At 55.6% G+C, this 12,685-nt stretch carries 10 protein-coding genes and 1 tRNA gene; 4 read left to right on the forward strand and 7 right to left on the reverse strand.

Features of this window, described 5'->3' with window-relative positions; translation table 11 throughout:
• Positions 1–10 precede the first annotated feature (10 nt).
• The 4 genes from QP904_RS06860 to QP904_RS06875 are packed head-to-tail and all read right to left on the reverse strand — an operon-like array spanning position 11 to position 3,444.
• A complete protein-coding gene (locus QP904_RS06860) occupies positions 11–775 on the reverse strand; it encodes an amino acid ABC transporter ATP-binding protein (RefSeq protein WP_275436463.1) in 765 nt (254 codons plus the stop codon).
• Complete coding sequence (locus tag QP904_RS06865) at positions 775–1,728, reverse strand: amino acid ABC transporter permease (protein ID WP_023021665.1); 954 nt, start codon at positions 1,726–1,728, stop codon at positions 775–777. Before QP904_RS06865 ends, QP904_RS06860 begins: the two co-directional genes overlap by 1 nt.
• Positions 1,721–2,608 carry an ABC transporter substrate-binding protein gene (locus tag QP904_RS06870; RefSeq protein WP_248098847.1) on the reverse strand — a complete coding sequence of 296 codons (888 nt, stop codon included), beginning with the start codon at positions 2,606–2,608 and terminating at the stop codon, positions 1,721–1,723. Before QP904_RS06870 ends, QP904_RS06865 begins: the two co-directional genes overlap by 8 nt.
• Positions 2,608–3,444, reverse strand: coding sequence for a DUF368 domain-containing protein (locus QP904_RS06875; RefSeq protein WP_248098845.1), 837 nt, complete (start codon positions 3,442–3,444; stop codon positions 2,608–2,610). The genes QP904_RS06870 and QP904_RS06875 overlap by 1 nt, the downstream gene beginning before the upstream one ends.
• 443 nt (positions 3,445–3,887) lie before the next feature.
• On the opposite strand from QP904_RS06875, the gene QP904_RS06880 reads away from it, so the two are divergent.
• On the forward strand, positions 3,888–6,059 hold the full coding sequence (locus QP904_RS06880) for a LamG-like jellyroll fold domain-containing protein (RefSeq protein ID WP_284835785.1): 2,172 nt from the start codon (positions 3,888–3,890) through the stop codon (positions 6,057–6,059).
• Between the two features lie 1,049 nt (positions 6,060–7,108).
• On the opposite strand, the gene QP904_RS06885 is transcribed toward QP904_RS06880, so the two are convergent.
• Positions 7,109–7,182: transfer RNA gene (locus tag QP904_RS06885), tRNA-Leu, on the reverse strand.
• A gap of 149 nt (positions 7,183–7,331) precedes the next feature.
• Here QP904_RS06885 and polA point away from each other — a divergent pair.
• The 3 genes from polA (at position 7,332) to QP904_RS06900 (ending at position 11,354) form a co-directional block, all read left to right on the forward strand.
• Positions 7,332–9,980 (forward strand): DNA polymerase I, encoded by a 2,649-nt coding sequence (gene polA / locus QP904_RS06890; RefSeq protein ID WP_200289043.1) that lies wholly within the window; start codon positions 7,332–7,334, stop codon positions 9,978–9,980.
• 88 nt (positions 9,981–10,068) lie between these two features.
• Entirely contained in the window at positions 10,069–10,923 is an 855-nt protein-coding gene (locus QP904_RS06895) for a DNA glycosylase AlkZ-like family protein (RefSeq protein ID WP_284835786.1), read from the forward strand.
• Between the two features lie 74 nt (positions 10,924–10,997).
• On the forward strand, positions 10,998–11,354 hold the full coding sequence (locus QP904_RS06900; protein ID WP_284835787.1) for a hypothetical protein: 357 nt from the start codon (positions 10,998–11,000) through the stop codon (positions 11,352–11,354).
• Here QP904_RS06900 and QP904_RS06905 read toward each other — a convergent pair.
• Together QP904_RS06905 and QP904_RS06910 are read right to left on the reverse strand one after the other, a co-directional pair.
• A complete protein-coding gene (locus QP904_RS06905) occupies positions 11,318–11,788 on the reverse strand; it encodes an RDD family protein (protein ID WP_284835788.1) in 471 nt (156 codons plus the stop codon). The two genes, QP904_RS06900 and QP904_RS06905, sit on opposite strands and share 37 nt — an antisense overlap.
• 9 nt (positions 11,789–11,797) lie before the next feature.
• Positions 11,798–12,529 (reverse strand): class I SAM-dependent methyltransferase, encoded by a 732-nt coding sequence (locus tag QP904_RS06910; RefSeq protein ID WP_284835789.1) that lies wholly within the window; start codon positions 12,527–12,529, stop codon positions 11,798–11,800.
• Positions 12,530–12,685 lie beyond the last annotated feature (156 nt).

Raw genomic sequence — 12,685 nt, forward strand, 5'->3', positions numbered from 1 at the left:
TGCTATGGGCTTAGAGTAGATTGGCCAAAAAGTCCTTGGTACGTGGCTGTTGCGGATTATCCAGCACTTCAGCGGGGCTACCAGACTCGATGACCACGCCGCCGTCCATGAAGAAGACTTTATCTGCCACCTCGCGGGCAAAACCCATCTCATGGGTGACTACGAGCATGGTCATGCCCTCGGCCGCGAGATCCTTCATTACGTGTAGTACTTCGCCGACAAGCTCTGGGTCAAGGGCTGACGTGGGTTCGTCGAAAAGCATGAGCTTAGGATCCATGGCTACCGCACGAGCGATGGCAACGCGCTGCTGCTGGCCGCCGGAGAGCTGTACGGGGTAATTATTGGCCTTGGAGGCTAAGCCAACATCCTCGAGCAACTCCATGGCGCGGGCGCGGGCGGTTTCCTCTGGGATTTTCTTCACCTGCACCGGTGCCTCAATGATGTTTTCAATCACCGTTCGGTGGGGGAAGAGATTGAAGGATTGAAAGACCATGCCGATATCGGAGCGCTGCTCGGCGGCTTCCTTTTCGCTGATCTCATAGAGGGTGCCGTTTTTCTCGCGGTAGCCAATCAGCTCGCCGTCGACGTATAAGCGCCCGGCCGTTGCTTTGTCCAAGTGGTTAACGCAGCGCAGGAAGGTAGACTTGCCGGACCCCGAAGGTCCTAATAGGCAGGCCACCTCGCCGGCTTGGACCTCGAGGTTAATGCCTTTGAGGACTTCAAGCTGCCCGAAGGACTTGTGGACGTTCTGGGCAGAAATCATGGGAGTAGCCATTATTTTTGAGCCTCCGAAATCACGGATACGTTGCGGGGAATGGTTCCTTCAGCATCTGCAAGAGCAGCAAGCTGGCGGCCGGTGAGTTCGCGGGTTGCACCGCGCTCAAAGCGGCGTTCCAGGAAGTACTGACCCACCATAAGTAGGGAAGTAACCACGAGGTACCAAGAAGCCGCGACCAATAGCAGCGGGATGGGCTGGAAAAGGGCGGCGGAAATATCCGTGGTACGGCCGAAGATTTCCTCTGTATAAGGAATGGCCACCACGAGGGAAGAGGTCTTGAGCAAGGAAATAAACTCATTGCCCGTAGGGGGAATGATAATGCGCATGGCCTGCGGAAGGACGGTTCGGCGCATGGTCATCCACCACGACATGCCGAGTGCCTTGGAGGCCTCCTTTTGGCCCTCTGGAACGGAAGTGATGCCCGAGCGCACAATCTCAGCCATATAGGCCGCTTCATTAAGTCCTAGGCCCATCACCGCAAGGAAGAAGGCGTTGGTGAGGATGGTCTGCAAAGACACCTCGGTAAAGCCTAGGTTGATGGACTGGTAGATGGCAGAGAGCAGACCCCAAAACACCAGCTGGACATAAATCGGCGTGCCACGGAATACCCAGAGGAAAATCCAGGAGACGGCGCGCAGCACCGGGTTAGGTGACATGCGCATGACCGCAAGCACGGCACCACCGATAACGCCGATGATCATCGACAAAATAGTGATGGCGATGGTGTGCAGGGAAGCGAGCGCGATGCGCTTATCAAAGAGGTACTGGAAATAGGTTCCCCAGCCAAAAGCCTCGTTGCGGGCGGAGGCAATGATGAACCACACTCCCAGCACGATGAGTAGGCCAGCGAAGACCCAGCGCCATGGATGGCGCAGCGGGCGGGCCTCGATCTGCGCGGGTTCTTCTTTAGGCTTGGCCGTAGCCGGCGTCGCCGCATTCTCATTAACCATTGATCGGCCTTTCATTAATCATTGCCTGGTCTATTAATCCATCCTCGATGCCCCAGCGGGACAAAATTTCTGCATACTCGCCGGTTTCGATGAGGTGCTGCAGCGCTGCGGCCGATGCCTTGCCCAAATCGGAATCTTTAGGAACTGCGAAGCCATACGGCGAGGCTTGGAACATATCGCCTACCTGCTGCATTTTTCCCTCAGAGCGATTGACCGCCCACGCTGTGACCGGGGAGTCCGCAGACAGGGCATCCGCGCGCCCCATCAGGACGGCCAGCGCGGCGTTATCTCCGGTGTCATAAGACAAGACGGTGAGATCGCCATTACAAGCTTCTTGCTTAGGGCGAACATCATCGGTTTCGGAGACCGTTGTGCGCTGCACTGCGACTGTCAATCCGCAGGGGTTATCGGGGTCGACCTTCCTAGGCCCGTCCACGCGCTCGGCCCACTGGATACCGGCGTAGAGGTGGTCTACAAAGTCGAATTCATTCCGGCGGTCTGGGTTATCCGTAAAACCGGAGACACCCATATCGATCTGGCCCGATTGCACGGCCGGCAAGATCATGGAGAAGTCCTGCTCCAAGGGCTGGAAATCGAGGCCCAAGACACCTGCTACAGCGCGGGCTAGGTCAAGCTCGACGCCTTGGAGGGCTCCGTGGGAATCCTTAAGCTGAAATGGCGCGTAGGGCGGGTTAGTGCCAGCGGTGAGGACGCCATCATTGTCGTCATACATGGCGGCAATCTCCGGTACTACAGTGGTGTGGGGTTCTTCCCAGCCCTCTGGAGTGGAATCTTCCTCGTTGGTGACGCAAGCGCTTAAACCCAAAGTTGGGATAAGGACCGCGGCAATTGTAGCGCGGCGAGAAAACGTGCGCGGCATTATTTCTGCGCCGTCCTTTCATCTATGGCGCGAGCTTTCTTCAGGTCAATGAAAATGAACGCGGAAACGATAAGAGCGCCGAGGATGAACATGCCGATGATAATGCCGCTGGAGGCATCCTGGTCAGCACCCCACGGCCACAGTGCACGCAAAGAACCGAGCATGAAACCTGCCATGGCCATCAGCGTAGGGGCTCGGTGATGATCCAGTAAGAAGTTCAAGACCTTGATAAACGCGGCGAGGCCGCACAAGGCACCCAGCGCAAAGACGGCTATGGTGCCAAGATCTCGATCCGATACAGCGCCGATGATGGGTTGGTACAGCCCCATGGTCAACAAGATGAGCGAGCCGGAAATGCCCGGCAGGATGAGTGCGCACACAGCAATGGCGGCGGCAAAGAAAACCACGATAAGGCTGGGATTCTCATGCGGCTCGGAAGTAAAGCCGGTGATAAAGAAGATGGCAATAGTGGCGATCACAAACGCAATGATGGAAGAAGGGCGCAACCGCTCCTGCTTGGACAGCATAGACAGTGGTACGAAAATAGACACGGCGACCATGCCCAAAAATAGTGCCCCGGACGCGGATACGTGATTTTCCACGAAGTTAGATAGCACGGTGGACATTGCGAAGACTGCGATAAACATGCCGACTGCTACGGAGACAAGGAAGCTCCACTCGACTCTCTTGAAGCGACCAGAGATGAGGTCATTGGCATTGTGGACTGCGCGTTCATAAATACCCACGATGAGCGCCACGGTGCCACCGGAGATTCCGGGCACAAGTTCGGCCATGCCGATGAGGGCACCGCGGATAGCGTTCAAAATGTATTGCATAAATTTAAAATCTACCTGGGAGAGGGCTGGAGTGGCGGGCGACTGGCCTAGGCGGGCGGGGAGAAAGTGCTTCCCGGTGGTGGCCATGTGGACCGCTGTTAATAGTGATGCATATCTTTCATTGAAAGGCGATTGGTTATCCGTCACGGAAAGGGACGTGATTTCTCTGACCGTAGAGGTGAAACAATCATTGAGGCGAATCCTCGTTCATGAATATTCTGTCAGAATAATACACTTCAGTGCAACTATGCAGTTTGGGGCATGGTAGGCGCGGCCTCCCGCAGTCAGGGCTGTTCTATATGGAAGAAACTATAAGTTTCCCATTATTCAGTCTGGTGTTTACGTAGGTGTCAACTAACTGAAAGATTGACTGCCTACTATTTCCTGCGTATTCCCGTCTTTCTCCCGTGCAAACATTCCTTTTCAGTGACCAAGGACTCTCTATGAAGAATCGTTTTGTCCTGCCCGCGGTGACTGTCACCGCGGTGGTGGGAAACCTCATTTTTGTGCCGGCAGCAAGTGCTGCGGAGGGGGCGTCGCCAAGCGAAGGCTCTCGTTTTAGCATCGGTGTACTGCCGGATACCCAGTTCTATTCGCGCTATTCCACCCCAGAGACCGGCAACCTGGCCCAAGCTCGCTACGGCAGCGAACCCTACTTGGCGCAAACCCAATGGTTAGTGGACCATCAAGACGAGTTGAACATGGACTTCGTCACCCACCTGGGTGATGTTGTAGACCAGTGGAACGTGGAGGGCGAATGGCAGGTGGCTGATAAGGCCATGCAGGTCCTCGACGATTCGGACTTGAACTATTCGATCCTGCCAGGCAACCACGATATGGACGTGGAAGGTGCGGAAGCCCACCCGTATGACAAGTGGTTTAGCGCCGACCGCGCTAAGGCCGCCAACCCGGAGACTTTTCAAGAGCGCTACACCGCGGTCAATAATGATTCCGAGGCACATATCTTTGAAGCTGAAGGCCAGAAATATCTCAATCTAGCCCTGGGCTGGCGCGCTGATGAGAAGGCTATTGCCTGGGCGCAAGGCATCATTGATAAGCATCCAGACCTTCCGGTCATTGTGACCACTCATGAGGCGCTCAATATCGATGGTGAAGGAAACGTCTTCTATTCCGATGACTATGGCAAGGGATTGTGGGATAAGTTCATCAAAAGCAATGACCAGATCTTTCTTGTGATGGGCGGCCACCACCACGGCGCCGGGTACCGCGTAGACAAGAACGATGCCGGACATGACGTCGTTTCCATCTTGCAGGACTATCAGATGGCCTACCAGGGTGGCAATGGCTTATTGGGCGTGCTCGAGTTTGACCTTACGGGCAAGCAGCTGGAGATGACCGCGCTTTCGCCGTGGGTGGCGCAAAAGCCGCATGAGGAGCTCACGCAGTTCGATAAGCTCACCTTGGATGATAAGGGCGATAGCTATAGCATTCCGTTCGATTTTGAACAGCGTTTTTCCTCTTTCGCGCCGGAATTCACCGTGGGTGAGGGGCACCAGCCGGACCTAGCGCAACGCGCCCGCGACATCGCCGCTGAGGGCTATAGGCCCTACACCATTGCGGAGGACGAGCTTCCTAAGGGTGCGGACGATTTTGCCACAAACGACCACACGGTATTCCACTGGCGCCCGGGCGAAGCGCGGGACAAGGATGGGCATGCGCTTGTCGATGGCGCGGTTGCCGGCCGTGGCACCACCATCCCCGATATTGCCAGCGATTCTGGCAGCGACCTGCATCGCGCTGGCGCCATGCTCGGAGACAGGGTGACCTATAGCACCGACCATCACCCGTTGTCCTCTGATGCCGGCTCCCTCTTCTGGTCTGACCCTGCCGGCAAAGTTGGCAATGCCGAGTTCCGTACCGATAAGGGCGCGGCTGCCAATAGCGTCGATACCACCAAGGGATATACCTTCGAATCCTTTGTCAAGATTCCGGAGGATTTCAACGGCGCACAGCATGGTTGGGGAAGTGCGCTCAGCCGTGACTCTGCCATCAATAAACTGGTAGACGGCTCCGAGGACACGGACCCAACCGTCATGTTCGGTATCTCTAACCTCCGCGAGCTGCGCTGGTGGGCGGAGCCGAAGCAGGGAAGCGGCTCTACCGTGTGGTCCCACGAGGTTCCCAAAGACGAGTGGATGCATATCGCCGTGGTCAATGATCCCGAACGCGATAGCGTCGAAATGTTCATCAACGGCGCGCCCATCCTGCGCAATGCCGTAGGCGCCGAGGGGCTCCTCCCGCGCGACCTGCAGTGGGTCATGGGTGGTGGCTTTGACAACCAGCGCCCACAAGACCCGTGGTATGGCTGGATCGGCGAGACCCGCCTGACTCAGGGCGTCCTGGGCAAGGACCAGTGGCTTACCGCCCGTGCACACAACGATGGCAAGCCGGCCGCTACCGCGCAACCTGCCACGGATGGCTCCGCGTTGAGCTCTAGTACGAGTTCGAAGCCTGCCATCTTAGGAGCAATCCTTGGCATCGCAGGGGTGGCTGGCCTCATTGGACTAGCACTGCCGCAACTGAAGGCTTCCATCCCGCAGATTAACGCGCTCCTGCGTAAGTATCACCTCCCGACTCTGCCCGAGTTGGGCTAAAGCACTGGGTAGAGGGATTTTGCAGTATCAGGCTTTAAAGCTTTAGCTGCACCAAAGCGCTTAGGTTCTTCGCCATAAGGGGAGAGAACCTAAGCGCGTTTTGGTTTTAATCTTCGCCCTGCTTGGAGAGATAATCCACCTTCCACCAAAACCAAGCGGAGGCTCCACCCAACACGACGGGTATCCAGGCTAGGGAAGGGGATTGCACGGCCATCATTGCCAACAATGTAATAAGCGTCAAAGCAGTGAAAACTATCGCTTTAATTCTTTCCATTCGCAATCGGTTCATGAAATCTCCTCAATGTGGAAGGTATGCCAAATTTACAAAGCCCAAAATAGGAGTCGCTTGTCAGAGTGTCAAGTATAGTTTACGGTATGTAACGTGAAATGTGCTTAAATTTTGGAATCGGTGTCCTAAATTGCTTCGCTGGCGGCTGAAATGACGCCTCGAGCACAAGGCGGCGAGATGTGAGGTTTGGGAAATGTCTAGTGATCAAACACAGAAGTCTGGGGACAACCTAGGGGATAAGGTCGAAGGAATGTTCCTGACGGTTGTTGCTTTCGTTCTCATGCTTTCCGTACTTGGCTTAGTTCTGTGCATAGTTCGGTTCGACGATTATGTCGACGCTTTTGTCGTTATTCACCGCAGTTCATTCGACGGAATCGAGGATGCACGCGTGAGGCGGTGGATAATGGGTGTACTTCTACTTATTCGCTCCCTAGCAGCCCTTTCGTGGGTTACATCCTTTTTCCACCTTAAAAAGACGTTAGCTAAGGCGACTAGAAAGAGATTTCTGTTAATGGGGGTGTACTCCATCGCCTCTGCCTGCGGCTTTGGCTATCTCGCGTTGAGGGCGGAACTGGCGAGCTTGGAAGCCATACGGGTCACACAGGCTAGTATTTGTGGCTTTTTGGCGGCCTATCTATGTTTCCAGAGCTTGAAAACCTGGCAAGCTTCTACCCGTTCAACTACACGTCGGTAGGAGGGGCGAACATGAAAAAAGACCCCGCTTTCCGATTTACCGGACATGCGAGGTCTTTTCTATCTGTGCCCCTGGTGAGACTCGAACTCACACTGGACGGGTTTTGAATCCGTTGCCTCTGCCAATTGGGCTACAGGGGCCCACAGTGCCAAGGCTTGCTGCCTGTGACTGTGAAAATAGTAGCGCAGGGACTAGGGGAATTCCTAATTGGGTAGGGGAAGCGGGGGAATGCCCACGTCATCCAATAAATGTGCACCGGGGTGTTCGTATGTCGGCTCGCTTCTCTAGGATGGGGCAGGTGACTACTAAACAGCCTCGAATTCTGCTCATTGACGGCCACTCTATGGCCTTTCGTGCCTTCTACGCCCTGCCGGTGGATAACTTTTCTACCTCGGGCGGCCAGCACACCAATGCCGTATATGGCTTTTTATCGATGCTTTCCAATATCGTGGCGGAGGAGAAGCCCGATGCCATCGCGGTGGCATTCGATGTAGGGCGAAAGACCTTCCGCACCGAAATGTTCCCGGACTACAAGGCGCAGCGTGAAGCCGCGCCGGAGGAATTTAAGGGCCAAGTTGACATCATCCGCGAGGTGCTCGAGGTGCTGGGGATTACCACCCTCTCCCGCGAGAATTTCGAGGCCGACGACATCCTCGCCACGCTGGCGACCGAGGCGCAGGCTTATGAGACCCTCATCGTCACCGGTGACCGCGATTACCTGCAATTGGTAAACGATTCCACGACGGTGCTTTATCCCATGAAGGGCGTATCCACTCTCCACCGCTTTACGCCCGCCGCGGTGGAAGAGAAGTATGGTCTCACACCTGCGCAGTACCCAGATTTTGCTGCATTGCGCGGTGATCCGTCCGATAATTTGCCGGGCATTCCCAAGGTGGGCGAGAAGACGGCGACTAAGTGGATTGTTAAATACGGGGACTTGGCATCACTGGTTGAGCACGCCGAAGAAATCAAGGGCGTGGTGGGCAATAATTTCCGCGAGCGCATCGATCAGGTGCAGATGAATCGCAAGCTCACCCAAATGATCACGGATATGGACCTAGAGGTTGGCCCTGACGATCTGGCTTTCCAGGAGGCGAAGGTTGCGGACGTTGCCGCTAAGTTCGATGACCTCGAGTTTGGCACCAACCTGCGCGATCGCGTACTGGCCGCCATTCCCAATGACGGCGCTGAGGCAGCGGAGCAGACCGAGGAAATCCAAGAGTTAGAGACAGTCATCGACGATGAGCCATTGTCCCAGTGGCTGCCAGGCCGAGAGCATGTTGCGGTCTATGTCCAAGGCGAGGGAAACCCAGGACAGGGCGATGCTTCTGCCATTGCCTTCGTAGACCAGGAACGCCACGGGCTGCAAGTGGAGTTGGGCGACCTTTCTGCCGCGGACGATAAGGCCCTAGCGCAGTGGCTGGCCTCCGATGCGCCGAAGTATTTCCACGAGGCGAAGGCCGCCTTCCATATGCTTGCCGGTCGGGGTATTGAGCTAGCCGGCATTGCCCACGACACGGCCATTGCCGCCTACCTGCTGCGGCCCGGTCAACGCACTTACGCGCTTGCCGACGTCTACCAACGCCACCTCCAAAAGACCCTCGGCGCCGCCACGGAGCAGCTTTCCCTGTTGGATGATTCCACCTTGGTGGACCAAGCCGCAGCCATTATGGAATTGGCGGAAAGGCTCACTGCAGAGCTCCAAGAGATTGATTCTTTCGAACTTTATACCGACTTGGAGCTGCCCCTGGTGACCATTTTGGCGCGCATGGAAGCTACCGGCATTGCTGTTGACGTAGACATTCTCGAAACACAAAAGGATGCCTTCGTAGAGCAGGTCGCCGAACAAGAGCGTGCCGCCCGCGAGCTTGCCGGTGACGATAAGCTCAACCTCAACTCACCCAAGCAGCTACAAACCGTACTCTTTGAGACTTTTGATCTGCCCAAGACCAAGAAGACAAAGACCGGCTATTCTACCGCGGCTAAGGAGATTGAACAGCTCGCGGTTAAGAATCCCCACCCATTCTTAGACCACCTTTTGGCTCACCGTGAGTACCAAAAGATGAAAACCACCCTCGAAGGTCTAATCAAGACCGTGCAGCCGGACGGTCGCATCCACACCACGTTTAATCAGACAGTGACGTCGACTGGCCGCTTGTCCTCGACGGAGCCAAATCTGCAGAATATCCCGGTGCGCACCGAAGCTGGGCGACAGATTCGCTCCGCGTTTATCGTAGGCGAGGGCTACGAAGAACTCATGACCGCGGACTATTCGCAGATTGAGATGCGTGTGATGGCACACCTCTCGGCAGATCCCGGGCTTATCGAGGCCTATAAGGACGGCGAAGACCTGCATAACTACGTCGGCTCCCGAGTCTTCGACGTCCCCGTCGACCAAGTCACGCCGGAGCTGCGCCGCCGCGTTAAGGCAATGTCTTATGGTTTGGTCTATGGCCTGTCCGCCTTCGGCCTATCCCAGCAATTGGGCATCCCGGCTGGGGAAGCGAAGTCCATCATGGAAAGCTACTTCGAGCGTTTTGGCGGGGTAAAGAAATACCTCGATGAAGTTGTGGTCCAGGCGCGTAAGGATGGGTATACAGCCACCCTCTTCGGCCGCCGCCGCTACTTGCCCGAGCTCAACTCCGATAACCGCCTAGCGCGCGAGAACGCAGAGCGAGCCGCATTAAATGCACCGATTCAAGGTACCGCGGCAGACATTATCAAGGTGGCAATGATTCGCGTTGACCGCGCATTGCAGGGCATGAAGTCCCGCGTGCTGCTACAGGTCCACGATGAATTGGTAGTTGAGGTCGCTCCTGGCGAGGCTGACCAGGTACGTGAAATTCTCGAGCGGGAGATGGACTCTGCTATCGAGCTCAACGTGCCGCTGGAGGTCTCCGCTGGTTCAGGCAAGGATTGGGATGCCGCAGCCCACTAGCGCAGCTTCTTTCTCTCGCCGAGAAAAGGCGCGCCTTAGGCTTGCCTCGCAAGGCTTAACCGTTCAGCGGTGGGAGAGTGCGGAGGAAGTGATCCGGGCTTTCGGCGTTATGCAAGGCCAAGACCTGCACTCCGTGCGCCGATCGCTGGCCTTGCGGGCGCAAGACCACTCAGATGCCGGAAATATTGTGCGTGGGTATCCCATGCGTCATACGCTTTTTGCGGCTTCTGTCAAGGACATAGGCTGGATAACTGAACTCTGTGCTAAACGGCGCAAGGGCGACGCAGAGTTAGTGGCAAAGGTAAACAAGCTCATTGATCGTCCGCTTTCGCGTGCCGAGCTTAAGGAGCGGGCTACCACAACGTTGCCCGAGGTGCCTTTCTGGCATGTTCTGCGCGTAGCCATGGAAAGCGGTCACGCCGTTTACTCCGGAGCTGATCAGCTGATTACACCGGCCGATTTGCCGGGGTTAGAGGAGATTTACAACGGCGACAAAGTCGCCGCTACCACAGAGTTGATGACTCGGTATTTTCGCACTCACGGCCCAGCTACGCTGCGGGACTTTGCTTGGTGGACAAAGCTACCGCAAAGACTAATTAGGCCAGCAGCTCAAAACCTTCCGCCGGACATCGAGCGGTGTGGAGAAGAATCCCCGGACTTTGTCTCGAAAGTTGTAATGGATATGGCCGAGGCGCGAAGAAAGCGTTCGGTGCTCTTATTGGGAGCTTTCGACGAGTACATCCTGGGATACCGAGATCGGTCATTTGCGATGACTTCAGAAGTTCACGAGATACTTGCCCCTGGAAACCGCGGTGTATTTCGCCGCGCCATTGTGGTGGACGGCCAGGTTCGTGGGACGTGGAATAAACAAGCTATCGAGAATCTGGGTATCCCCGGCTACGCCGAGCCCAAAGTCCAGAAGTTATGGCGAAATGCACAGTAACTTTTAGGTAGCCTTTTCTGTGCGGAAAAAGTTATGCGTGCACATGGAGAAACTAGGAAGGGAAATACTGCGCAGTGACTCTGGAAGAGAAAATAAATAAATGGAATCTCCGCTTTTTTGAAAGTTTGTGGGCCATGCAAGTGAATTTCCTTGCAGCCGATATTAATGACCTCGGGCTAGCCCAATTCCTTGAAGAGCATAAGGCCTATGGAATTTCGTACGTGGTTTTTGCCGGGTCTTACTTTTCGATGGCCATGATGATAGGGCGCGTGGCGCCAAACCCTAAGATAAGGAGATTAACGGCCGCTGGGGTGATGGTCGCTTCCACGGCGCTTGCGTTCCTCTTTCCGTCCGAGTGGATGTTTGCTGCGTTGGTTATTTTCGCACTTGCTTATTACCTCTGGCCACGAAAAGAAGGCGTGTCTATCTGAGGTCGACGCTCCACCAGGCAATTGGCCAGCATATCGAAGGGAGTTTGACCAAAAGCGAGCATGCTTATGCTGAGAATTGCTAAAAGTAGCGGCATTACTCCGGGCCAGCCTGTCAGCGTAAGCATTGTGAGCAATAGCCAGGAATTACGCAGGCAGGCGGTGAAGAATCCTGGGTGGGTGGCAACGATTTCTAGCTGGAGGGACCACTTGCCTAGTGAGGTGGATTTCGTGGCTTCCACCCATATCCGATAGGCGTAAAAGACCACGGCGGCGGCAATGGCATTGTAGAGTTCTAAGGTCTCTCCTGTGAGTGGATGGTCGGCTACCGCGTTCACTACCCATCGCACCACCATGACGATGGCAGCGGCTAGGAAACTGTCAATCCACCAGGCAATGCCACGTCGTATCAATAAGCCAATCCGGTCCAAAACCATGCCCATAGGTTAGCGGGAATTGCGGCAGACGAAAATAATCGTTCCGGGAAAGATTTCGCCGCGCTCCGGGGACCATTGGCCCCAGGTGGTGCTAAGGCCTTGCGGCCACTCGGGTTCAATGACGTCCTCGATAAGGAACGGGCCTTTGCCCTGCAAGGCCTGGAACCAATCGGCGATGGTGCGATGGAACTCCGCATACGTGAGGTTGCCATCGCGGTCTTGCTCCAGATAGGCGCGATCGAAGTAACTAATATCAGCCGTTAAATCGGCAGGATCATCGGGGAAGATCCAGCGCACGGAATGGGTGGCTGAGAGGACGAAACGACCGCCTGGTTTAAGAACCCGGGAGACCTCCTGTAGAGCTAAGTCGAGATTAGCGAGGAAGGGAAAAGCGCCGAACGCAGAGAAAGCAGCGTCGAAGGAGTCTGCGGCATAGGGGAGCGACAGCGCATCGGCTTGCGTCAAGGGAAGTGCACCAGCAGCGTGGTTGAGCATGCCGCGAGAGATATCGAAGCCAGTGGCAAAGCGGGCACGCGTTTGGAGCCACTCGGTGCACGGTGCGGACCCGCAGCCAATTTCGAGGACGGAAGAATCCGAGACGTCGCCAAGCAGGTGCACTTGGTCCTCATGGAGCATCTCTGGGCACCAATAGAAGGAAGAAAGATAGTCGGGGTGCTCGGCATGGTAGCTAGCGGCGTCGCCATCCCAGTAGGCCTGATTTGCTTGTGATGGGGAAATCACGGTGGGGGAAGAACTCCTTGGAGAAAAAGTTACGTCTTGTATTTGCCCTTTAAGCTGGACAGATGTAGGGTTGAACGGGCGTGTCTATGCCACGGGTTGTTCTAAGCCGTTGTAGGAAGGCTTTAAGCAATCACGAGGCGGGATCGAATACTTTTC

It is taken from the genome of Corynebacterium nasorum (assembly GCF_030229765.1).
Lineage (GTDB): Bacteria > Actinomycetota > Actinomycetes > Mycobacteriales > Mycobacteriaceae > Corynebacterium > Corynebacterium kefirresidentii.